Origin of the sequence: Methylomonas sp., from assembly GCF_023228165.1 — a bacterium.
In the GTDB taxonomy this organism is placed as follows: domain Bacteria; phylum Pseudomonadota; class Gammaproteobacteria; order Methylococcales; family Methylomonadaceae; genus Methylomonas.
This window is the reverse complement of record NZ_JALOBS010000036.1, coordinates 24305-45401: the sequence shown is the minus strand read 5'-3', so window position 1 is coordinate 45401 and position 21097 is coordinate 24305. Positions and strand designations below refer to the sequence as shown.

At 53.4% G+C, this 21097-nt stretch carries 24 protein-coding genes; 5 read left to right on the top strand and 19 right to left on the bottom strand.

The window, feature by feature from the left end:
• Nucleotides 1-109: 109 nt before the first annotated feature.
• The 16 genes from M0R33_RS20560 to metE all read right to left on the bottom strand — a co-directional run bounded on the left by M0R33_RS20560 (nucleotide 110) and on the right by metE (nucleotide 15708).
• On the bottom strand, nucleotides 110-1120 hold the full coding sequence (locus M0R33_RS20560) for a TraU family protein (RefSeq protein ID WP_292573735.1): 1011 nt from the start codon (nucleotides 1118-1120) through the stop codon (nucleotides 110-112).
• Between the two features lie 23 nt (nucleotides 1121-1143).
• Nucleotides 1144-2277: a TrbC family F-type conjugative pilus assembly protein gene (locus tag M0R33_RS20555; protein WP_292573733.1), complete on the bottom strand. Its 1134-nt coding sequence runs from the start codon at nucleotides 2275-2277 to the stop codon at nucleotides 1144-1146.
• Between the two features lie 55 nt (nucleotides 2278-2332).
• Nucleotides 2333-2896: a signal peptidase I gene (gene lepB, locus M0R33_RS20550; protein ID WP_292573731.1), complete on the bottom strand. Its 564-nt coding sequence runs from the start codon at nucleotides 2894-2896 to the stop codon at nucleotides 2333-2335.
• Between the two features lie 4 nt (nucleotides 2897-2900).
• The gene (locus M0R33_RS20545; RefSeq protein WP_292573729.1) at nucleotides 2901-3218 is read right to left on the bottom strand and encodes a hypothetical protein; all 318 of its coding nucleotides are present in this window, start codon (nucleotides 3216-3218) and stop codon (nucleotides 2901-2903) included.
• Nucleotides 3208-5622, bottom strand: a complete 2415-nt coding sequence (gene traC, locus M0R33_RS20540; RefSeq protein ID WP_292573727.1) for a type IV secretion system protein TraC — start codon at nucleotides 5620-5622, stop codon at nucleotides 3208-3210. The genes M0R33_RS20545 and traC overlap by 11 nt, the downstream gene beginning before the upstream one ends.
• The gene (locus M0R33_RS20535) at nucleotides 5619-5876 is read right to left on the bottom strand and encodes an RRXRR domain-containing protein (protein WP_292573725.1); all 258 of its coding nucleotides are present in this window, start codon (nucleotides 5874-5876) and stop codon (nucleotides 5619-5621) included. Before M0R33_RS20535 ends, traC begins: the two co-directional genes overlap by 4 nt.
• An 11-nt stretch (nucleotides 5877-5887) precedes the next feature.
• Complete coding sequence (gene traA, locus M0R33_RS20530) at nucleotides 5888-6187, bottom strand: TraA family conjugative transfer protein (RefSeq protein ID WP_292573723.1); 300 nt, start codon at nucleotides 6185-6187, stop codon at nucleotides 5888-5890.
• 132 nt (nucleotides 6188-6319) lie between these two features.
• On the bottom strand, nucleotides 6320-6835 hold the full coding sequence (locus M0R33_RS20525) for a TraV family lipoprotein (RefSeq protein WP_292573721.1): 516 nt from the start codon (nucleotides 6833-6835) through the stop codon (nucleotides 6320-6322).
• Nucleotides 6832-7650, bottom strand: coding sequence for a DsbC family protein (locus M0R33_RS20520; RefSeq protein ID WP_292573719.1), 819 nt, complete (start codon nucleotides 7648-7650; stop codon nucleotides 6832-6834). Before M0R33_RS20520 ends, M0R33_RS20525 begins: the two co-directional genes overlap by 4 nt.
• Nucleotides 7651-7677: 27 nt before the next feature.
• Nucleotides 7678-9057 carry a TraB/VirB10 family protein gene (locus M0R33_RS20515; protein WP_292573717.1) on the bottom strand — a complete coding sequence of 460 codons (1380 nt, stop codon included), beginning with the start codon at nucleotides 9055-9057 and terminating at the stop codon, nucleotides 7678-7680.
• Nucleotides 9057-10028, bottom strand: a complete 972-nt coding sequence (locus M0R33_RS20510; RefSeq protein ID WP_292573715.1) for a type-F conjugative transfer system secretin TraK — start codon at nucleotides 10026-10028, stop codon at nucleotides 9057-9059. The genes M0R33_RS20515 and M0R33_RS20510 overlap by 1 nt, the downstream gene beginning before the upstream one ends.
• Nucleotides 10025-10636 carry a TraE/TraK family type IV conjugative transfer system protein gene (locus tag M0R33_RS20505; RefSeq protein ID WP_292573713.1) on the bottom strand — a complete coding sequence of 204 codons (612 nt, stop codon included), beginning with the start codon at nucleotides 10634-10636 and terminating at the stop codon, nucleotides 10025-10027. Before M0R33_RS20505 ends, M0R33_RS20510 begins: the two co-directional genes overlap by 4 nt.
• Nucleotides 10633-10914 carry a type IV conjugative transfer system protein TraL gene (gene traL, locus M0R33_RS20500; RefSeq protein WP_292573711.1) on the bottom strand — a complete coding sequence of 94 codons (282 nt, stop codon included), beginning with the start codon at nucleotides 10912-10914 and terminating at the stop codon, nucleotides 10633-10635. Before traL ends, M0R33_RS20505 begins: the two co-directional genes overlap by 4 nt.
• A 286-nt stretch (nucleotides 10915-11200) precedes the next feature.
• Nucleotides 11201-12580, bottom strand: coding sequence for a DUF6513 domain-containing protein (locus M0R33_RS20495; RefSeq protein WP_292573709.1), 1380 nt, complete (start codon nucleotides 12578-12580; stop codon nucleotides 11201-11203).
• 24 nt (nucleotides 12581-12604) lie between these two features.
• Nucleotides 12605-13390, bottom strand: a complete 786-nt coding sequence (locus M0R33_RS20490; protein WP_292573707.1) for a methylenetetrahydrofolate reductase — start codon at nucleotides 13388-13390, stop codon at nucleotides 12605-12607.
• A complete protein-coding gene (gene metE, locus M0R33_RS20485) occupies nucleotides 13387-15708 on the bottom strand; it encodes a 5-methyltetrahydropteroyltriglutamate--homocysteine S-methyltransferase (protein WP_292573705.1) in 2322 nt (773 codons plus the stop codon). Before metE ends, M0R33_RS20490 begins: the two co-directional genes overlap by 4 nt.
• A gap of 107 nt (nucleotides 15709-15815) precedes the next feature.
• On the opposite strand from metE, the gene M0R33_RS20480 reads away from it, so the two are divergent.
• Nucleotides 15816-16721 carry a LysR family transcriptional regulator gene (locus M0R33_RS20480; RefSeq protein ID WP_292573703.1) on the top strand — a complete coding sequence of 302 codons (906 nt, stop codon included), beginning with the start codon at nucleotides 15816-15818 and terminating at the stop codon, nucleotides 16719-16721.
• A 34-nt stretch (nucleotides 16722-16755) separates the two neighbouring features.
• Here M0R33_RS20480 and smbP read toward each other — a convergent pair whose 3' ends face one another.
• From smbP to M0R33_RS20465, 3 genes are all read right to left on the bottom strand, one after another.
• Nucleotides 16756-17097, bottom strand: coding sequence for a small metal-binding protein SmbP (smbP, locus tag M0R33_RS20475; RefSeq protein WP_292573701.1), 342 nt, complete (start codon nucleotides 17095-17097; stop codon nucleotides 16756-16758).
• 337 nt (nucleotides 17098-17434) lie between these two features.
• Nucleotides 17435-17611: a hypothetical protein gene (locus M0R33_RS20470; RefSeq protein WP_292573699.1), complete on the bottom strand. Its 177-nt coding sequence runs from the start codon at nucleotides 17609-17611 to the stop codon at nucleotides 17435-17437.
• A gap of 184 nt (nucleotides 17612-17795) precedes the next feature.
• Complete coding sequence (locus M0R33_RS20465; protein ID WP_292573697.1) at nucleotides 17796-18569, bottom strand: energy transducer TonB; 774 nt, start codon at nucleotides 18567-18569, stop codon at nucleotides 17796-17798.
• Between the two features lie 131 nt (nucleotides 18570-18700).
• Here M0R33_RS20465 and M0R33_RS20460 point away from each other — a divergent pair, with 131 nt between their 5' ends.
• The 4 genes from M0R33_RS20460 to M0R33_RS20445 all read left to right on the top strand — a co-directional run bounded on the left by M0R33_RS20460 (nucleotide 18701) and on the right by M0R33_RS20445 (nucleotide 20933).
• The gene (locus tag M0R33_RS20460) at nucleotides 18701-19138 is read left to right on the top strand and encodes a biopolymer transporter ExbD (protein ID WP_292573695.1); all 438 of its coding nucleotides are present in this window, start codon (nucleotides 18701-18703) and stop codon (nucleotides 19136-19138) included.
• Between the two features lie 15 nt (nucleotides 19139-19153).
• Nucleotides 19154-19822 (top strand): MotA/TolQ/ExbB proton channel family protein, encoded by a 669-nt coding sequence (locus M0R33_RS20455; RefSeq protein ID WP_292573694.1) that lies wholly within the window; start codon nucleotides 19154-19156, stop codon nucleotides 19820-19822.
• 178 nt (nucleotides 19823-20000) lie between these two features.
• On the top strand, nucleotides 20001-20498 hold the full coding sequence (locus M0R33_RS20450; protein WP_292573692.1) for a hypothetical protein: 498 nt from the start codon (nucleotides 20001-20003) through the stop codon (nucleotides 20496-20498).
• A gap of 222 nt (nucleotides 20499-20720) precedes the next feature.
• Nucleotides 20721-20933 carry a hypothetical protein gene (locus M0R33_RS20445; RefSeq protein ID WP_292573690.1) on the top strand — a complete coding sequence of 71 codons (213 nt, stop codon included), beginning with the start codon at nucleotides 20721-20723 and terminating at the stop codon, nucleotides 20931-20933.
• Nucleotides 20934-21097: the final 164 nt, after the last annotated feature.

Sequence of the window (21097 nt, the reverse complement as noted above, 5' to 3'; positions counted from 1 at the left end):
TTATGATCGGGTTAATACTACTTGCTTTCAGGAGTGTTCTGTTCACGGTTGACCTCACATTAGTATTCTTAATCAATGTGTTAGACTGATGCATCGTGAACAGTTCTCCCTAGAATAGACAACAGTCGACCCACCTCCAAAGGAGGTAGAGATGATCTTCACCCGGTCCTGGATAAGTGCGACCCGCACCCCATTTGAAAGTAGTTTCGCCAATAGCGTGATTGGAGTCGGTTTCCGCGACCGGATAAAACATCGATAGCCGGTATTGCGATTTGGGGATGAAGGGATAGATGTAGCCGCCGCACAAGGCATCGTTACCTGCCGTTTTCCAGGCTAGCCCACGTCGATGTAAAGCTGCCGTCGCCCGCGTGGCCAAAAAGCTGGTGATGCGCGGATCGGTGCCGTAGCTGGTCGGCGAAATGCCGGATAAGGGATACATATGGCCCCAAGCACCGGCACACCAGAACAACGTATCCAAAGGATTGCCAGTGGCTGCAGCCACGGCATCGGCGACACAAGCGGAAATGGCTACCGGATTGGCGAACAACGCCGTTTCCGGACTGGTAAAAAACGCCAACAAATCGTTATTCCAGGTCGGATCGAGTTCCGAGACATACAGCAAATCAAAATCCCGGTAGCCATCGCTGTTGCAGCGGCCATCCCAGAACAGGTCCAGCAGGATAGTCAGCGGAAAAGCAAAATAGTGATAATTGAAGAACGACATTTCGCTGGCATCGAAGTCCGCCTTGCCAGTGGTGGCAATCAGACGCACGTTCGAGGCACTGAATTTATGCCCGCCCAGCGCAGGCGAACACCAGGGATTGCGGACGATCTCGATTAGTCTTGCCGGATTCCATAAGCCCATGGTCATACCGAGTTCCGGAATGTTCATACTGTCGGTACAGAAACAGAACTTCTCGTCGGTAGCAATACTGGGCACATTGCCGCCACCCAGCGATGCCCCGGCTGCACGAATCGGAAACAAGCAGCTCCAACAAATATCGGTAATCAGCTTGCCGGACCACAGTTCGGCATCCGAGCACAACGGGTCGACGCTATTGGTAGTGGTTTCGGCCGCTGTTACACCCGAGATCAACAGCCATAAAAAACCCAAGGCCATGATAGCCGTCCGCTGTAATCGCTTCATGATTTAGCTCCCGCTGTTGAAACAGGCAGCTTGCGTTCACGAACCACTAACTGGTTGCCGACTTGTTCGACAATCGCCGGTACTTGCTGTAATTGAAAACGACTTCGCACATCCGGCGTCAGTAAATACACCGGGGCCTGCAGCGCAGTTTCCAAACGCTGCAAGCTGTCCCACCCGGACTGACGCGGCAACGACGTGGCCAGATACATCACGCGGGCCTGTTTGTCGTGGCAGGACTGATGCTGAATCAGCTCAACTTGTGCCGACACCGTGGCATCGAACACCTTCAGGCATAAGCCAAACGGCATCTTGTCCAAGGGGTTGACGGTTTGTCCGGCTCGGATGATCAGTTGACCATTCGGTGCTGTCAGATCGCGCGGGGCGGTGATGGTCAAGTCCACGCTTCGATCTCGATCCTCCTGCGCGACTGGTAGCACTTCAAATTTTTGCTGATCCCAGAACCGAGCGATGGCTTGTTGCTGCTTTTGTTTCCAGTCGATGGCGGCCGTCCGACGTTTGATCTCTTCAAGCAAGTCGATTTCGACAATATCAGCAACATCGCCCATCGTTCCCAAATCACCCTGCTTGCCGGCTTTAATCTGCTCGTCCAGCCAGGACAGACTGCTGACACCACGAACGTGTAGCTTGGATTTACCGTTTTGTTCGATCACAATGTCCGGTACGGATGACACCGACCAGCGTTGAAAACGGGTGGGATCGATCACGATGTTGGGCATGGGGTCGATGCCTTTCAGCAAGCGTTTGAGGTCGGCCATCAATGCCGGTAGTTTTTGGCCGGGCTTGGGGCCGCGAAACACGAGCAATACATCATCCCGACCTGCCGCCTCTTCAAAGATGCCTTTCAGCGCGGACTCACCCAGTGAAAACGAGACGAACAACAGCGTGAGAGGCTTGCTTGAAGTGATTGTCGACTGTGGATTTTGCGATTCCATGATTAGCCCATTCGACCGTATTGCTTGCGAGGCCTCGAAAACTTGTTGCGCCTGGCGTTTCACGTCCAACTGTTCAGATTGGCCATTCAACCAGTCTGGGCGAGGCTGGCCTTCCAAGGCTTGCAAAATAGCCTGAGAACGTTGCAGCCAGGCTTCTTCCGCCTGCCCAACTTGCATACTGAACCAACAGAACAAACAGACCACCGTTTGACGCCAAGGATGTTTAGACCAATCAAAACAACGCATAGGCCCGTCCAATCACTTGATGATCGTAGACATAGCCCCAGTAACGTGAATCGAAGCTTTTGTCGGTTTGCCCCGTGACCCAATAGGCGGCCGGTGGAATGGTTTCATGGCGTTTGAATTGGGTCGCAGGTTTTTTGAGTTTCTCCGTCAAAGGCAGCCCGTCGATGATCCGTTCACCGTTGATTATGGTGTGCTGCGGATCAACGTGAATGGTATCGCCGGTGACGCCGGCGGCGATTTTGACGATGATCTGGCCATCCTTGAAAAAGGGCGCCATGCGTTCGGCGCGAAAGGCAATCAAATCGCCGCGCCAGATGTCCTTGTTGTGAGTGTCGATCAGATACACCCATTTATCCGGCAGACAACGGTCGACCTGGTCGTCGCCACCGATTAAAAATCGTTGACCGATATAGCGTTCAGCGGCCAACACCAGCAATAAAATCGGTAAAGCTTTCACGATGAACCGCAGTAATGCCGCTCGGGTTTGATAGGGTTTCTGCTTGGTCGTGGTTGTCCTGGTGATAGCGATGTTGGAATGATTGGACCGCATAGTCTTACCGGGTTTGATGCTGAACATAGACATCTTCCGGTGCAGCCACCACTGCCGTTGAATCAATGACCAGATAACCCGCATCACTAAGCTTTTTGGCCTGAGCCTGCCAGTCATCGACGATCTTGGCCATGTGTTCCTGGCTGGCATTGGGTGGAATGCTTTGAATCAGCTTGGCCCGGTCAAGTACAAACATCGGTGTGACCATATTTAATCGAGCGATGGGCTGTTGTAATTGCTGTTGCGCAGCCAGCCAGCCGCCGATGCCGCCCAGACAGACTGAAATGAAAACGGTGCTGAGCCATTGCGATTTAGGATCCATAGGTAGTCTCCCTGGGTTTGCTGCTGCGGTTGTCGATGAGTTGTTGAATGGCATCACCCAGGCTCAAGCCTTGCCGGCGCAACTGCTTCAAGGCGTTGACATCTTCAGGTTTGGTGGAGAACAGAATGCGTTTGAACGGATCGACGATCAGCCGGCCAATACCGGAACCCATTTCGGTGATGAAGAAGATTTCAGAATAGGCACCGGGCAAGGTATGCACGGTTTTGAGCAACTCATAGCCACCGTCTGATAATGGCAATCGCCGATCCTGCTTCATGCCTTCGATGACTTCAGCTTTCTGGCCGAGCAAGTACATATTGGCCGAGTTCTCGACAATGGCCCGACCAGCCGCATTGCGGTATAAATCGTTCACCGACTGGGTAATCGTCACTGCGGCACCGCCGTATTTGCGAAACCGCCGATAGCCGTGTTCCATGAACTTGGCGACATCGCCTTCGGTGAGCAGATCCCAGGCTTCGTCGATGATGACGATCTTCGGTCGGTTGCGTTCGCCCAGATACATTTCTTGCTGGATTTGGTAGATCAGTTGTAGTAACACCACCTGCTGCAGATGTTTGCGGCCTTTGAGTTCTTCCAGTTCCAGCACGGTAAAGTCATTGGCAAATTTGGCGTTGTTGCGGCCATTGAAGTAACGGCCGTATTCGCCTTTCGTGGTAAAGGGAAACAACTGTTCGCCGACATCCTTCAAGCGTTGATCGGTTTCAGCACACAGACATTTTGCAATGTCATCGACGGACATGGCCTGCGCTTTATCCGTCCAGAGTTGCTTCAAAATTCGTTTGAGACCCGCAGTTTGGAAATCAGTGAGTTTCTCGGTCGGTGCCGCCATCTGGCTGACTAACCCCGCTAACATATCGGCTTCTTCCTCGAAGTTCTGCACGATCTCGAACGGGTTCATACAGATGTTCGAGCCATGTGTGAATTTGACGAAATCGCCTTCCAGCACCTCGCAGAGGTTTTCATAGGAACGGCCCACATCGATCGCCCAAATTTGCGCGCCTTCGGTCAGATAGCTGACGATGATTTCGTTGGTCAGGAAAGACTTACCTTTACCGGATTCGGCAGCAATACACAGGTTGTAGTTACCGGTGGTATCAAACAGCGACACCGCCATGTGTTCGCCGTTACGCGAAACAAAGTTCAAGGTCGGTGTGCCGGTGCCGGCCCAATCACCGAACAGCGGTAATAACGGAATCGCATGCCGGGTGGCCAAAGTACGGTAGCGTTTCAGGTCGGCAATCGCGGAGCGTTCAGGACCGAACGGCAAACAATTCAGGAAAAATGGCAGACAGAAATACTTGTCTTCCAACAGCTGAAAACCCAGCTCCCGGAAATAAACGCGTGCATTGGAGACCGCTGCGGCTTCTTCGGCTTCGTCGCAAAACAGCAGCACCCCAAAATAGGCCCGAATCGGCCGGTCGCCGTCGCGGTAGGCATCGAACAACACGTCGAAATGGTGTTTACGCTGCACCAACACCGGCAAAAACCGGGCAATGGGCGTATTGACCTGGTTGGTGATGAATTGCCGGACACCTTCCTGTCGGGTACGGGTCGATTCGGCATCCGGATAATGCAAGGTCAGACTGAGCAACGCATTTTGACGAATGCCGCGTGTGCCCGACAGAATGTCGCCCAGATAGCTTTTGGCGCTGCCGAAGTAAAAATAATCGGGGGTGCGTTTGGCGGACAGCGTCTTGACGCGTTTTTGTCCCAGCCACAGGCCTTTTTCATCGAGTTCGAGCGCGTTGTCGTAATCCAGCAATTGGTCGCGGATCAGTTGGGTCGGATCGCACTCGGGCACGACTCGGTCTTTCCAGCCGGCATCGGGCTGCCAGTTGAGAATCGTGTTCAGGATACGGACATACTGATCGGCGTCCAATAGTTCCGGATACAGGCCGATGGTCGACAGCGATTGCTGGGTGGCCATTTGCAATTCGCTGGCACGACGAATGTCTTGTTCACTGGGTCTTGGATAGGCCATCGGCAGTTTGATCGTGACCAGAATGTGACTGCGTCGTAGGCGTGCCCCTGAAATTGCTTCCGGGGCTTTGGTTGTGCCTCGCCGCAGAAAATCGACGCTGGCCTGAGTCATTGTTTTATAGGTTGGCTTTTGCTGTTTCAGACGTCGGGTCTGCATGATCGCCAGCGCTTCCTCAATATCCGGCGAGGTCCAGAGGCTGACCTGTAACAAGGTGTCAGGCGGCCAGTCCTGATTGAGCAACACATTGACCCGCGCCGACACGCTAGCGTCGGCACCCGTCATCGGCCGACAAAGAAAACCAAAGCCTATGCTGCTATCGGCCATCAGGAACAGATGATGGTCATATTCATAAGCCAGTACCGTGAACAGTTGATCAGCACGGGGGCGTTGCGCGGTAGTCATGGGGTCTGATCCTCGAAATACAGGTGGTGTATGGCTTCGGTTTGATGTTCGGCTTGCAGGCGAATCGTAAAGGGATGCCGGCAAACGCGAACCGCACGCTTTTGGCGTTTCAATTGTCTGGCTCTGGCTGGATGGCAGGGGTAAATTAGCTTGCCATTGGCAGCTTGGACCTTGACGCTGCGCGTGGTCTTGGTCGGTTGGCAAGGGCGGCGGTTGCCCGCCGCAGTCTCGGTATCAATACTTGAACCGGTCATCGTGGTGTGGCCTAAATGGTGGCGGTGACGATGTTGGTGATAATGGTCGGTGCCGCAAACAGGCCGACGCCGCTGGCAATGCCTAATACAAAGCCCATGATGCTGCCGCGCACGACACCGGCGACCAGGCCGACGATGACGAACACGATGGCGATGATCCGGCCAAGCAAGCCTTCCACCCAGCCGGTCAGCAAGCTCCAAACGGTACTGAACTCGGTACCGGCGGTACCGGCCATAACGTCGGAAGCCATCAACATAAAAAATAACGATGCCAGGGTCACTAAGACCCCGCTTCGATATGACGTTTTCATCAAAAGTATCCTCATTTCAGGTTAAAAGACGGTTGCCCGTCGAATCTCGGACGTTCAGTCCAGCAGGGTTTAAGCGGTTACCCGCTCAGTCTCGCAGGGGGTGTGGGACCTGCGGTTAAATGGGTTACCCCATCATGGCAATGGTTTGCCCAATCGATTCACTGGACTCTCGTCTTCAACGGTATCGACGCTGGATCGCTTTTCCGGTGGACGTTGTTCGACTTGCAAGGGGATCAACGACGCGCTTTTAGTTGGCGCTGCTTTGCCGATCATCCAACGCCGCGGTTCCAGTTCGGTGTAAACGTAATTGGACACCATCAAATCGCCATCGGCATCTTCCCAAGGCGCGATCCAGATGCGCATGACCTGTGAGGGTGTACGAATCGGTGTGGGATCGTCGATCTTGGGCACGGGTTGCTGTAACGGCGGTACGAGTGCCGTTGATGAGGTTGTCTCCGAATTGGGGTTATTTTCCGGAGGCGCCTCCGTTATCGCCGTATTAGTGGCCTGGTAAGCCTGTGTGGTCGACAGACAGCTGGGTTCGTCCGGCATGCCTTTGCAGCCGTATTCGGTGGTGGCGCAACCGGTAGCGATAGTGGCCAGCAAAACAGAGATGCCAAAACGGTTAATTGAACTAAAGGCTTTCATGGTTTTTTCTCCTTGGCGTTTTGGTTTTGTGCGTCAGGTGTCGTTGCCAGAGTGGGCGACGGTTTCGGTTTGTCGGCCAACCAATCGGCTAACACCTCTGGTGCGCCACTGTGGGTGCGACCATCCGGGGCGATCAGAAATGGCACGCCCTTCAAATCGAACAACTTGGCGGTGACAACAGCCTTCTGCAGCGGCTCCTTGTCGCACTGAGCAGGCGGTTCAGTCGGCAAACCGGCGTAATCCTGTTTCAACAAGCGGTCGCGGACGGCGTCTTTGGCTTTGGATTCGCTGGATCCCCATTGACAGGCCAGTTGCACGACGATGTTTTGCGATTCGGGTCCGAGGATGGGGACCATCACCAGTTTGAAGGTGTACTGGTCTTGCAAGGCTTGCAGGTCTTTCATAACCTTGCTGCAATAAGGGCAGCGCGGATCGATGAATACCAGGACTTGGCCTTTGCCGTGGCCGACGGTCACCGCGCCCAGATCGTCAGGTTTGAGTTTCATCCGCGATAGGTCGATGCGGATGGCGATTTTGTCGATATCGGCCAGGTCCTTGATTTCCTGCTGGGTCCAAATGTCCATCAATTTGCCGCCGTAAAACGCAAAGCGGCCGTTACTGGAAATAAATACGGTTTGCTCACCGGACTTGACCATCTTCAGGCCTGAGATCGGCAAGTCCTGCATGCCGTCGATTTTGATCGACATGAGGCCTGCTGCAATGTCCGACATCGGCGATTTGGGCGGATTGGCGGCCAGGGCAATCGAGGTACCGAGTATCGAAACCAGAAATAAAGAAAGTTGGCGTAATGTCATAGCGACCCTTGGGTTAGAATTAAAAAATCAGCTCGGTGTTTTCAGCTTCAGCGCCGTGCCTTTTTGCACGATGAAGTTGACTTGGCGGGTGGCATCGACTTCGATGACCGGATAAATCTCCTCGGCCATGTCCATGTAAAAATGCGATAGTCGCTCCATGGCGAAACCTGCGCCTCGCAAAGCACCGCCTTCCATCGATTGCGAGGAAAAGGCGTTTTGGAACGGTGTGGTACCGGATAGCGCACCGATGCCGCCGGTCATCAGCACCGGAATCTGGTTACGGCCGAACGCATCGGAAAAGCCGCGTAAAAAGCCAGCCATCATTGATTGGGCAAGCAGCGCACCTTGTTTGGACACCACCCGACCACGCACACCGTTTTTGCCGTCCTCGCCAGTGGCATAGGCATTCATCGGCACTTCGATGACACCTCCGTCTTGGCGCACACAGGAAAAGGTCTCGCCGCGAAAGTAGGCGCGCTCAGCACTCAAATCGCCAAAGCCGGCGGCCAGTAGAAAGCACTCGCGGACATCAGCATGGAAACGGTTAGGCAGAATCGCTTCCTTCTTGATCCGGAACAGTACTGGCATCGGTTCTTTCTTGGCTTTGCGGCCGGTGGGCGCATCCAGACCATTCAGCAATACGCCGGTTAAAATGCTGCCGGCCGGGATGAAGACATCGCTGTTGGTGTGAGCGCGGTTCGAGCGACCTCGATCAGAGGTTGGTGCTGCATCTGTATCTTTGCTATCTGTTTGTCCAGTACCTTCCTGAATGATCCGAATCTGCATCGCCGCCGGCGCTTGGCTATTGGCTCGTCCTCTCGAGACGCCGGTATTGCTCGGTGTCGGTCCAGGAATAGCCGCTTGCTCGAAGACGCGGTTGAGATCGTCTTGGCTGTTGTCGAACGGCGAGTTGTTTGGGCGGCGGTTGTAGGGTCTTCCCTGTGTTGTTGGTTCTATGAAAGGCTGACTGGAATCACTGGGATTTCCGGCTAACGTCGGTGTAGACGATTTGTTCTTCAACGACTCGACTTCACCGGTGACTGCTTGAAGCTTGGCTTCATAAGCTTCGCGCTCGGCGGTGGTCCATTGTTTGAAACGAATTTCGTCGGATAGCTGCTCGCGCCGTTGTTGTTCTTCGATGGCCGTCAGCCGACGGGCTTGTTCGTCGTTTTTCTGCAGCAGATCACGTAATTGCGCGGAAATGCCGTCGATACCCAGCGAGCGCGGATCACTATCGGTCAGAATGTGTTGGATGGTGGCCTGTTTGCTGCGTGGCTTGTTGACGTCCGGGGTAACTGTGGCCAATGCGATGATGACCGCCAACAGCACGGTACCAATGCTGCCGACGGCCAGATTGCGTTTGGCTGCCGGACTCAAGCGTGTCCACCAGGACTCGACGCTGGCCATTACCGTTGCCCTCCGTTCAATAATGAAGGACGCAAAGTGACTGACGCCTCTGACGATTGTCGGACCACGACATACAACTCGGTGGCTTCATGGGGTTTCAATACCACGTTGGGCCAAACTGAAACGGCGAGTACGTCCTGTTGCGTCGTTGCACAGCTGCGTTCGTCAAACTCGAGCATGTCGCCGCCGGTATTTTGGGCAAGCCCCACCAGAATCAGCCGATCCTGGCTTTCCAGGACTTGGCCGGTTTTGATGTGCACACGGTCTTGCAGGCAGCGAATCTGTTCTTGGGGCTTGGGTTCGCGTAGTGAATACCCGGCTGGTGTCTTTTGTAAGCCTATGTCTCGAAACAACGTTTTAAGCTGACTGATGTAGGCTTGTTCCTGTTGGTTGGAGGAGCGACTCTCATCGGTGCGTTGCCATTGGTTTAGCAACTGATAGCTGTCCCTATCCAAATCAAGATGGATTTCCCGTGCGGGGATCCGTTTGGGGATCAGGGTCAGCGACAAGGCAATGTCCTGATTGTCACCAGGGGTAATGTATAACGTCACCGGCGTTTCGTCGGCGGTGGCGACGTAGACGATTTTGCCTTTGGTACTGGTGGTGGCCTGACTGGTTGTCGTGACTACCGGATGCTCGAATGGCGTGACCAGGCGATTTAAGTGACCGACGGCAATCGGCATCAGTTCGTTGATGCCGGGTTTAACTGCAATGTGTTGCGGTCCGATGGAAGTCGCAAATTCTGAGTTTGACGCCGCCGCTTGTTGTTTGGCGGCTTTCAATACACTGGCATCGACCGGGGGTAATTCGATGCCTAAATCCGGCTGAGACGTGGCAACGGGCTGTGATGGAGATGATGACTCTTCGGCCACGGTGGTGACCGGCGGTAATACCGTCACCGGTAACTCATCGGCGGCCCAAGCACCGTTGGCGAGCGAAAGTAATAACCAGGGGTGCATCAATCGTTTCATGGTTTAGCCTCTTGGGGTTGGTCTTGGGTGGCTTTCAAACGGGCCAGGGTTCTGGGGGAATCTGGATACACGTCGATGTATTCCAGCCGGGGCCGATAATTTTTGATGTCGATGATGAATTCGTAGGTACGGAGCTTTACGTCCGGTTTGGAACTGGGGCCCTGGCTTTTCAGTTCGCCGCTGACGAAGACTTTGTTGGTCTCGGCTTCGTAATCGACATGACGCGGCGTAAAACTGATCGCGACCCGATCCATTTTGATGGCCTTGATTTGATCGCTCATGGCATCCAGGACACTGCGGTAAATATCCGGCGATAAAAGCGGCTCGACGGCGGTTTTCAGAAAATCAGCATTGGCTGGGGTGGTGTTGCCAAGCAATTCGGCCAGGAACAAGCCCCAGGACTCCTTGAACTCACTGGACGCTTGGCTGCGAGTGACTTCGACTTCCTGCGTCAAGCTCGGCGGCACCAGAATGATGCTGCGTTCGGTGCGCCAGGCGGCCAGCGAAGTAATCACGCAAATCACGAGTAAACCAATAATGATGACGCGGCTAAACCTGTTTTCGGTCTCGTGCCCGTCCCAGGTCTGCAGAAAATCCGACCATCTCATGGCAGGAACCGGCGGATGTAGGGATTGGGGATGGTCTGCGCGCGACTGGGCAACAAACCAAGCCAATACAGCGCATGCAATGTGTAGCCGTCAGGCCGATTGTCCCGAAAACGCCGGTAAAATTTGAGTGAAATCAACCCGAGCGCTAAGCCAGGAATGAACTGATCGATCAACATGCCGGTGAGCATGCTGACCATGAAGGGTACGATCTCGTCAGCGCTCCACAGTAGAATGTGGATGGGATCGTCTATCGATTGGGGGATGGCAACGGGTTCCATAATGACCTCCGGTTGGGATGGTCATTATTGTGAAGAGAATTTTCGGGAGGTCGTTTTCGAAATCGCGATAATTATTGAGATTTCGTCAATCGAGCGAAAAAGTTTGAAATTGATACTGGCTTTGAGCTATCGGTCTCTGCCCTAAGATCGACCTAACCAATGGCGTCTGAAATTATTTGATAGCAAGATTGTTAGTCCTTTATCAATGGAAAACGGTTTCTTGAATGGGACACTCGCTCACGTAAATCCAGTCCCGGCGTAGAGCAAGGCGACGACGGCGATGCTTTCAAGGTTGTCCTTGAGGCGTGTAACAATTGGGATCGGCGGGCGCGTCTTCAGCGACCCGGCTATGGACGCCCCAATTGAGCGGTTGATCCTGGGCGTAGCGCTTGCCGAGTTCCTGGGCGATTTGTGCTCTCGCGAGTTCGACGCCCAGATAAAAAGCATGCCCGCTATCGTTTTCGATGCCCAAATACGGATATAAGGCAAAGGGGTCGTTGTCTGACCATAAACCGTCACGATTGAAGATATGAATTCCTTCGGCGGAAATCATGATGCGAAAACTGGGGTCACGGATAGCGGCCTGTAATTCCTGTATTTCCGCCAGCGACAATAGAAACGGTGCCCGTTCATGCAGCGCCATCAAGCCATCATCAATATGCTTCGGCAATCGGTTGCTTTCCCGTGCAGCCAGCATGATACGACGGGCCAGATCGGCTTCCTTGATGGCCTTGCAGGCATGCTTACTCACTTGCGTCGCCAGAATGTGGCGAACGTGCAGCTCAGAACAAATACCCAACAGCATGGCGTTCATCCCGGCGGTATCGGCATGGGTCAGTTCGGTGAGATTACCCACACCCATCATGATTTCCACGTCCGGATGCCGCCGCCGTACGTCGTGGTAGCGGACTATGGAATCGGTGAAGCCAAAATGGATGGGGTCGAGAATGGGATCGACGATGAACGGCCGACCCTTGACCTGCATTTTGGCGATAACGCGGTCGAGCGAATCCAGATCGGCGTGCGGTGTGGAAATCAGCACTGGGGTCGAAGCCACCTCATCGGCAATCCAGAGCGTTTCTTCATTCAGGCTCAACAGAAAATCAGCACCCGCGCGTCCCGCCAACAATAAATTCTCAGGATCAAGCGAATCGACGCTAACTAAAAAACCTTCGCTCTTCAACGCCTTGATGGCGTCGGCCAAATGGGGAAACGGCGTCGCCGGCAAACACCCCAGATCAATGACATCCGCACCGTCACGCCGGTAAGCCTCGGCGCGGCGAATGATGGCCGGGACATCCATGTGAGGCGCTTCGACAACCTCGCCAAAGATAAGCAGTTCATAACGGCTCAGGTCCGGACGTTTTCGCGCTTTGCCAAAGAATTCCGGCAAATCGTTCAGCTCCTCCGGTCCTCGTTCAACGGGTATGCCAAGTTCTTGAGATAAAGCGTCTAAATCACCTCGGCAGCGGCCGGGAACCAGAATCCGGTCGGCACCAAAGGTGTCGGTCAAACGGCGTTTTATCATGTCGGCGGTCATCAGCGCAGCCACCGTAATACCGAGGACATGCACGGTATAGTCGAAATCCGGTGCCATGTCTTCGATGGTTCTGCGCAGCTGCTTTTCGGCCAATTTGCCGGTCAGAAACAGAATGTGCTCTGCCATTTTTATGCGTGCCCGAAGAGGACGTCATATGAACCGCTCACATCTTCCGATTAAGGACGCTGGCACCGGCTTGACCAAGCGGATGCGCTGGAAATATTTAGGCAAATCCACCTTGATCGGCATGAAATACACATGCCAACCGTTCTCCGCCGCCGAGCCGATCAGCCGGTTGGCGAACTCGACATTCCAATCGTAATCTGGCCGGAAATGCTTGGGAAATTTGACATGATTCTTCACTTCCCAATAATTCTGCGAGGCCGACGTCACCACCGGGCTGATACCGATATAGGTTTCCAGGCCGTCCATGTGTTCGGCAAACAGTTCCACCAGCCGATGATCGTAGAACGGTTGCGAAAAAAAACCGTTGGCGCCGGCATCGGCCTTGCGCTGGATATAATGGCATTCGTGTTGCAAGCCTTGTCGATGCGGATCAAACCCGGCATAGATGTTCAGTTTCGGAAAGCGCCTGCGTACCGCCCGGATCAGGTCTACCACGTCGGTATTGCAATAGCTGCGTTTCAGGCCTTCCGGCGGGTCGCCGGTCACCAGTAACACGTTGTCGAGCTGATAACCTTCAATAATGCGATACAGCTCGCCGCTTTCGATTTTGAAATCGATGGCCCGGAAATGCGGAATAAACCGGTATTGGTTCCGATCGACATGCCTCGCCAGTTCCCAACTGCGCATATCGAAGCGCTGGATATCCGGTACATTGATGATATTAATGCAGTCATTCAGACTCTGCACAAACGCATATTGTTTTTCAAAGGCGTCCAAGGTTCTGGGGACGATTTCAAACGAAATGTTCATCGACTATCGACACTAAACGAGGTGGAACAGTCCAAAGTCGCGCGCAAGGTTTTAGCTGCGGCCACCATGTTGGTCAGCGCTGGTATCACCTCAGCCCACTGGCGGGTTTTCAGGCCGCAATCCGGATTGACCCACAGTTGTTCGGCCGGAACGCGCTCGGCGGCCTTGTGCATCAGTGCCACGATATGCTGTTCGCTCGGGATATTGGGCGAATGGATGTCGTACACGCCGGGGCCAATGCCGTTCGGGTAGTTGAAATGCTCGAACGCATCCAGCAACTCCATGTCGGAACGCGAGGTCTCGATGGTGATGGCGTCGGCATCCATATCGGCGATGGCAGCGATGATGTCGTTGAACTCGGAATAGCACATGTGGGTGTGAATCTGCGTCTCATCCGCCACGCCGTTAGCCGTGATACGGAACGATTCCACCGCCCAATCCAGATACGCCTGCCATTGCGATTGGCGTAGCGGCAAGCCTTCGCGCAAGGCCGCCTCGTCGATTTGTATCACGCCAATCCCTGCCTTCTCCAGATCCAGCACCTCCTCGCGGATAGCCAGCGCCAGTTGCTTGCAGGTGACCGAGCGAGGTTGATCGTCGCGAACGAACGACCAATTCAGGATGGTCACCGGCCCGGTCAGCATGCCTTTCATGGGCTTGTCGGTCAGCGATTGGGCGTAACTGATCCATTCGACGGTCATCGGCTGCGGACGGCTGATGTCGCCGAACAGGATGGGCGGTTTGACGCAGCGCGAGCCGTAAGACTGCACCCAGCCAGACTGGCTGAAGGCGTAGCCGTCAAGTTGCTCGCCGAAGTATTCCACCATGTCGTTACGCTCGGCTTCGCCATGCACGAACACGTCCAGTCCGAGCGCTTCCTGTTCGCGCACGCAACGGGCGATTTCGGCTTGCATCGCGGTTTGATAACCGACTGCATCCAGTTTACCGGACTTGAACTGGCTACGTGCCAGGCGAATTTCGGCAGTCTGTGGAAACGAGCCGATGGTGGTGGTGGGGAACTTGGGCAGTTTCAGCAACGCCGCCTGCTTGAGCGCGCGTTGCGCATAAGAGCTCTGGCGCTGGCCGAGTTTTGCGTCGATCTTGCCTAAAGCGGCCTTGACCGCTGGATTGTTGACCCGCGATGAGTTGCGGCGCGCCTCGATGGCGGCGCGATTGGCGTCCAGTTCGGCTTTGACCGCATCGCGCCCCCGGTTCAGAGCCGTGGCCAGCACTTGCAGTTCGCCGAGTTTCTGCTTGGCAAAGGCCAGCCAGGATTTGATTTCAGCGTCGAGTTTCTGCTCGCTGTCCAGATCGACCGGCACGTGCAGCAGGGAGCACGACGGCGCAAGCCACAGGCGTTCGCCCAGTTGTTGAGCGATCGGTTCAAGCCAATCCAGCACGGCGTTGAGATCGGTCTTCCAGATATTGCGGCCGTTGATCACGCCCAGCGACAACACCTTGTCCGCTGATAATCGAATAATCAGCGGCTCGATGTCGTCGCGGCCGTTGACGGCATCGACATGCAGGCCGGCCACCGGTAAATTGGCGGCGAGACTGCGGTTTTCCGCCAGTTGGCCAAAATAAGTTGCCAACAATAATTTGACGCGGCTATCTTGCAAGTGGTGGTAGGCGATATTGAAAGCATTTTGCCACTCGGCATCCAGTTCTGTGACCAGAATCGGTTCGTCGATCTGTACCCATTCAACGCCTTGAGCGGCGAGCGTTTCGAGCAATTCGGCGTAAACCGGCAGCAAATTAGGCAATAGCGCGAGCTTGTTGGAATCGTCCTTGGCCTTGCCTAACCACAGATAAGTGACTGGGCCGATAATCACCGGCTTAGCGGTGACACCCTGGGCCTTGGCTTCCGCCAGTTGTTCCAGCAAGCTGGACGCATCCAGCTTGAATTCGGTGGCAGCGGTGAATTCGGGCACGATGTAGTGGTAGTTGGTATCGAACCATTTGGTCATTTCGCCGGCGGCTACGCCCCCGCAGCACTGAGCATCGCTGGCGGATTGCGCTGAACGGCCACGAGAGACGCGGAAGTAATTGTCCAGGGCATCGCCGTGGAAATCTTGCACCCGTTCGGGCAAGTTGCCCAAGGTAAAGCTCATGTCTAGCACTTGGTCGTAAAAAGCGAAGTCGCCGACCGGCACTAGATCGAGTTCGGTTTGCAGTTGCCAATGGCGCTGGCGTAACTGTCGGCCAAGCGTTTTCAGATCGTCTCGCGAGGACTCGCCTTTCCAGTAAGCTTCCAAAGCAAACTTTAGCTCGCGCTTGGCACCGATCCGGGGGAAACCTAAATTGTGAATTTTCGTCATGAGTAAGTCCTTTCTATTGAATGTTTGACACATAAAACATTGTAAACAGACAATAGAATGAAGATAATCGATGATTCTTCATTGATCCATGAGGCATATTCATCAATATGGAATTGATCCACTTGCGCATCCTGCTGGCGTTAAAACGCCACGGCACACTCAGCGCCGCCGCCGAAACCCTGAATCTGACCCAATCGGCGTTGTCGCATCAAATCAAAAACCTGGAGCAACGCTTGGGCGCGATGCTGTGGTACAAACAGGGCCGTTCGCTGGTGTTGAGCCAGGCCGGGCGCTATTTATCCGAGGTGGCCGAGTCGGTGATCGCCACCGTCGATTCAGCGGAAAACCACTTGGCGCAACTGGCCAAAGGCAAAACCGGCAAATTGACCATCGGCATCGAATGCCACGCCTGTTACGAATGGTTCCGCAACATTCTGCAACCCTATCTGCGCGCTTGGCCTGATTTGACGGTCGAAGTCACCTCGCGTTACCGCTTCGAATCGTTCGAAGCCATCCGCCAATACAAACTGGATGCGGTGCTGACCTCCGACCCGGTCGATAACGGCCTGTTGAGTTACCAGCCGCTGTTTGATTTTGAGTTGGTGTTGATCGTGGCCGACAGCCACCCGCTGGCTGGCCGTGCCAAAATCGCACCCGTCGACCTGCGCAGCGAAACCGTGTTGACCTACCCGGTAGCCCGCGAACGGCTGGACATGTTCCGCAAGGTGCTGCAACCGGCCGGCATTGAGCCCGCCGCGCATCTGCAAGTCGAGGAAACCGACATCATGCTGCAACTGGCCGCCGCCGGCCGCGGCGTCTGTTTGCTGCCGGAATGGCTACTGGCCGACAAATCTGCCAAACTCGGTCTAACCGGCTTACGTTTTGCGGGTCTACCCATAACCAAGACCATGTATCTGGCGTGCCGGCACGAGGACGCCGAGCTGGAGTATTTACGCTGGTTAGTGGAACACGCCGCGATGGCTGTGGCGGTTGAGGCGAAGCGCATCGTCTGATCAATGCGCTTCGGGATTTATTATTGAAATTGGATTATTTCTTCTGCATTTCGTCAATAGCGTTTTCCAAGTCGGTCACGCCTTCTGCGATGTTCCCGGCCTTAGCCGTTTTCAACGCTGCCTTGAGTTGTTTGCCGGCACGGGGTAAATGAATCGAGTAACTTTTACTGGCCTCTTCTTGAACCTTGTAAGTATCAACAGCGACAGTGACTTTATCCAAAAATGCCGCCGAGTCATTGGCCTTGCCCGCGTCGATTGCGTTTTTCGATAACGCAATCAGGTTGCTAAAGTCTTCGTTCATTGCCGATCCTGCGGCGTAAACATTCAGTGAGAGAACGGAGAAAATGAGTGCTGTTATAAAATTTTTCGGTGTCATATTGTTTTATTTGATTGAGTAAGAAAAATCCATTGCTACACAAGAAGTTGATGCTTCGTTAAGTAGCATTAAGCTTGCAATGGGTACATTGTTCGGTGCTTGCGCAACGTACAATGGCAAGTTAACAGGGATACCTGAATTACACCTGAAAACACCAAGGTAATTGTTTGATTACGTTTTTGGTCGCGTGATCACTGAAATCGAGGCATGCCTGATTGACCAATGCGAGTGCAATATCTAGTTTTGTTCGCCTTTTTTCGTCACTACATATAGTGATATGCCTTGACACTTCTTCTGAGCAAGCTCTAATTAGCCTTACGCGCTTTGAATGTATTTTTTAATAGTCCCCCACGGCTTTACGCGCATCGATTTCTTCCGAGACAAACTCAAGCGCGCGATTAATGTCGTCTTTACGAAGCACACCTCCGTGCAAAAGTGCATCCACTATTAACTCCGCCAGTTCCGCAGTACTCAGTGCGTTGGATTTATTGCAGTTATCATTAGTTTGGCTCATATTTTTGTGCTTGGTCATGATCATAAAAATTTGATTTCACGTATTCCCAAACCTTGGATAATTACGTCGATGGTTGGTGGTCCGCTTATCGATTTGAGATGTAGGGTACGCATCGCGTACCATTAGAAGGTCATCATGGTATCGAAAGCCAAAAGGTACGCGGTGCGTACCTTACCAGGCTAACTCATCTTCGTTCACGCTCAATTCTGAATTTTATTGGCACCACGACCCAACTGGTAATGGCCTGATCCCCACGGCGGGCGGGTAAAAAGCGCCACTCTCTCACCTGTTCCAACGCGGCACGATCCAGTAACTCGTGACCGCTGCTCTCCTCAATTTGGATTTCAGCGGCCCGTCCGTTGGCCAAAACCTGTATCCGCAATTTTACGGTGCCCTGCAATCCTCGTTGCACGGCCATGAGCGGGTAGTACGTTGGCGGGTTACGCAATGCGGCGGAGCTGTAATCCGCTGGCACATATTGCCCGTCACCGGATGGGCCACTGCCTGCGTTCCCAGCTTTCCCACCGCCACTGCCTGCACCTACGGACGTTCCAGCTTCATTGCTAGCCGACAAACTTCCCACGGTATCGGCTGGTTCTACGACCGGATTATCGTTGCCGACGACCGGTTGTTCGCGCGGCTTGTTTTTGGGTTTCGGTTTGGGCTTCTCCTTGGACTTGCTGACCGGCTGCGGTGGCGTTTTCACTCGTTCGACGTCTGGCGGGGGCGCCGAAGCAGGATTATGAGCTGCTGCCGGCAGTTCAAGCTTGGCTGGCGGTTGTTGTAGCAACAGCGTGGCCACCTCGATGACTTGCGGCGACTGGATGGGTTCTTGGCGACCGTTGCTGATACTGAGCAGCGCACCAAACAAAAGGGCGTGAAAGCTGAGCGAAACAGCCAGTCCAAGATTGGATTTTCGGTTCGTTTTTATGATCGGCACTCGTCGCAAGGTATTCAAAACATCGTGTTCTCAATACTGACTGGCTGAAAAGGAAATAGCCGGTTCAGATACCGCATATAATCCAACGCTTATTTCATTGCAACATAGGTCTCGTCAATCGACAACTCCTTGGATCAATCCAGAACAACATGAGAACCCGCCCCCGACGCACTTCCCGATGGACCCATCAACCGGATATTTCCTTGAACGCCTTTTTGGATTTGATATTGAACATCCTGCTGTTTTTCGTGTTCGCCACCGAATTGGCGGTTTTCGATGCCATTGATGTTCAAGTGCCGGTCAGCGAATATACCGAATCGCAAACCACTGAACGCCAGGTTTTAATGATCTTCATCACCAAGGAGAATGAACTCCTGGTTGATGGCAGCAAGCTTGAATCGAACGAACTGGCGCATTGGCTAGCGGAAAAAAAGGCTAGCGGCCTGCCCATCGAGAACGTTGTCGTTCGTGGCGACCTGGCCAGCGATTTGCAAGCCACAATCGACGTGCTCGGCGCTTGCCGCGTCAACGGAATCGACAAGGTCAAAATCGAGACCATCAAGCCGACTTTACCATCCTCCAGTTAATCAAGAACAAACACCATGGAATTTTCCGAAAATTATTTTGATGAATATGTACTTCAAGGCGGCATCACGATGTTGGCCCTGCTGCCGCTGTCCATTGTTACTTTGGGCATTATCGTGCAACGGTTTTTGGACCTGCGTTCCTCGCGGGTGATGCCTGGCGAACTGATCGAAACGGCTGGCTCCATTCACGATCAGCAGGCATTCGACGAATTCCGCGAGCGGTTGCCCGCGCAATCCTCGCCGCTGGCCCGCGTGATTTTGGACTATATCGAGGCCGGCGAACGCGGCGAACCGACTCATCCCGACGTCAATCCCACACCTATAGATGACATGTCGGATCGTTTGTACCAATCGTTGTCCTCGCTATCCACCGCCTACGTGATCGCGCCGTTGATCGGCGTATTGGGCACCACCGTTGGTATCATGGGTACTTTCGAGCAGTTCTCGGTGGTCGGCAAGCGCGACATGTCGGCGTTGGTTTCGGCAATCGACAAATCGCTGATTACCACCATGTGGGGTTTGATCATCGCCGTACCGGCATATTATTTTTACGCGCTGCTGCGCAACAAGATATTTTTCTATGAACGCGACCGTTTTCCTCATCTGCTTAAACGCATCATGAAGCAACTGTCGCCCTTCATTCGCACCATTGGAGGCGACAGCCCGTTCAACCGGATTAGCTAGATACCGGCAACGCTTGTCGGAATGAGGGAATAATTCTTGTTGGCACCATTCAATTTTCCTTTTCCAATCCTTCGAATTGACACCGTTCTTGCGACGAATCTACACTCGAAAAAGTTGTTTACAAGCTCATTGCTGCTTTTGCGACAGAGAGCGGCTTCAGCCGACAGGCATCCATTTCTTGCACCGCAAAAAGCCGGTAGCTTATGAATGGTATTTCTCACTTACCCCATTTACAACCGAGAAAATGTTTATGTTCAAATTTATTAAATCCAAGGCCGGTTTATTGCCGATGGTTGCTGTGGTAACGGCGTTAGTGAATGCCAATGCTTGTTTAGCGACTCCAAATGACGATCCCATCCCTAATCTGGTTGGAAATTGGTCTGGCGAAAACAAAACCTATTCAGAAAAAAAAGGTTACGCAAGCTGGATCAAGACGATTGAAATAACCGAACAAAACGGCCGGATATTCAAAGGACATTTCACCTATATGGATGGTACCAAACAATTCTTCGGTGTCATCTATCCTGACAATACCTCGTTCACCTGGGTGTCAAGCGATAGTAAAGGCTACAATCAGGGTCGTATTTTGGGGACAAACAAACTCAGCGCCTGCTATACCGAGGCTGGAGCAGACGCGACGGTCGGCTGTGCCGAGTTGTCAAAGTCTGGCAAATAATCCGCCTTCCAATCCACTATGTATGAGTCATGGGACAAAACCAACATGATAGGACTTTGGGGTAGCTATTCGGATTTGTTTCTTCTCGTCATTGGCAGCTTGACCTTATTGATTTTTGGCATCCCCATGGCGATCTGGCCTGTTCATTGGGCGAAAACGTTAAGGTGGCCTATCCCAAGCGAAACCAATTTATGCGTTTATTACGGTCGATGTTTGGGATGCGTGGCTTTTGTGATCGGTAGCTTTGGCATTAGAGCAGCCAGCGATCCGGCTGTTCAGATTTTTTATTTCCAGTTTCTGCTGACTTGCTGGATGCTCATGGTGCTAGTCCACACCTACGGCGCGTTGAAAAAAATCCAGCCAATAACAGAAACATACGAAATTGGTTTCTGGCTGGGCTTATCGGTGCTTACGCTGCTGTTCTGGCCGATCTAGGACAGTTGGTTATCGTGTAACAAAAACGTAATCATGAGGCCAGTCGCCGGAGGCTAAGCCAAACCCCAGGGTTTGATTTACGCCGCAGTGACCATGTTCTTTCCTCATCTCCAAAAACAATTTCTGTTGCAAGTTTGATCTGGCATGGCTCTGCTGTATTAGCC

Bases quoted from the DNA above. Each gene is read 5' to 3' on its own strand.
- M0R33_RS20560 (WP_292573735.1), bottom strand. From the start codon at position 1,120: ATGGCCTTGGGTTTTTTATGGCTGTTGATCTCGGGTGTAACAGCGGCC.
- M0R33_RS20555 (WP_292573733.1), bottom strand. From the start codon at position 2,277: ATGCAAGTTGGGCAGGCGGAAGAAGCCTGGCTGCAACGTTCTCAGGCT.
- lepB (WP_292573731.1), bottom strand. From the start codon at position 2,896: ATGCGGTCCAATCATTCCAACATCGCTATCACCAGGACAACCACGACC.
- M0R33_RS20545 (WP_292573729.1), bottom strand. From the start codon at position 3,218: ATGGATCCTAAATCGCAATGGCTCAGCACCGTTTTCATTTCAGTCTGT.
- traC (WP_292573727.1), bottom strand. From the start codon at position 5,622: ATGACTACCGCGCAACGCCCCCGTGCTGATCAACTGTTCACGGTACTG.
- M0R33_RS20535 (WP_292573725.1), bottom strand. From the start codon at position 5,876: ATGACCGGTTCAAGTATTGATACCGAGACTGCGGCGGGCAACCGCCGC.
- traA (WP_292573723.1), bottom strand. From the start codon at position 6,187: ATGAAAACGTCATATCGAAGCGGGGTCTTAGTGACCCTGGCATCGTTA.
- M0R33_RS20525 (WP_292573721.1), bottom strand. From the start codon at position 6,835: ATGAAAGCCTTTAGTTCAATTAACCGTTTTGGCATCTCTGTTTTGCTG.
- M0R33_RS20520 (WP_292573719.1), bottom strand. From the start codon at position 7,650: ATGACATTACGCCAACTTTCTTTATTTCTGGTTTCGATACTCGGTACC.
- M0R33_RS20515 (WP_292573717.1), bottom strand. From the start codon at position 9,057: ATGGCCAGCGTCGAGTCCTGGTGGACACGCTTGAGTCCGGCAGCCAAA.
- M0R33_RS20510 (WP_292573715.1), bottom strand. From the start codon at position 10,028: ATGAAACGATTGATGCACCCCTGGTTATTACTTTCGCTCGCCAACGGT.
- M0R33_RS20505 (WP_292573713.1), bottom strand. From the start codon at position 10,636: ATGAGATGGTCGGATTTTCTGCAGACCTGGGACGGGCACGAGACCGAA.
- traL (WP_292573711.1), bottom strand. From the start codon at position 10,914: ATGGAACCCGTTGCCATCCCCCAATCGATAGACGATCCCATCCACATT.
- M0R33_RS20495 (WP_292573709.1), bottom strand. From the start codon at position 12,580: ATGGCAGAGCACATTCTGTTTCTGACCGGCAAATTGGCCGAAAAGCAG.
- M0R33_RS20490 (WP_292573707.1), bottom strand. From the start codon at position 13,390: ATGAACATTTCGTTTGAAATCGTCCCCAGAACCTTGGACGCCTTTGAA.
- metE (WP_292573705.1), bottom strand. From the start codon at position 15,708: ATGACGAAAATTCACAATTTAGGTTTCCCCCGGATCGGTGCCAAGCGC.
- M0R33_RS20480 (WP_292573703.1), top strand. From the start codon at position 15,816: ATGGAATTGATCCACTTGCGCATCCTGCTGGCGTTAAAACGCCACGGC.
- smbP (WP_292573701.1), bottom strand. From the start codon at position 17,097: ATGACACCGAAAAATTTTATAACAGCACTCATTTTCTCCGTTCTCTCA.
- M0R33_RS20470 (WP_292573699.1), bottom strand. From the start codon at position 17,611: ATGAGCCAAACTAATGATAACTGCAATAAATCCAACGCACTGAGTACT.
- M0R33_RS20460 (WP_292573695.1), top strand. From the start codon at position 18,701: ATGAGAACCCGCCCCCGACGCACTTCCCGATGGACCCATCAACCGGAT.
- M0R33_RS20455 (WP_292573694.1), top strand. From the start codon at position 19,154: ATGGAATTTTCCGAAAATTATTTTGATGAATATGTACTTCAAGGCGGC.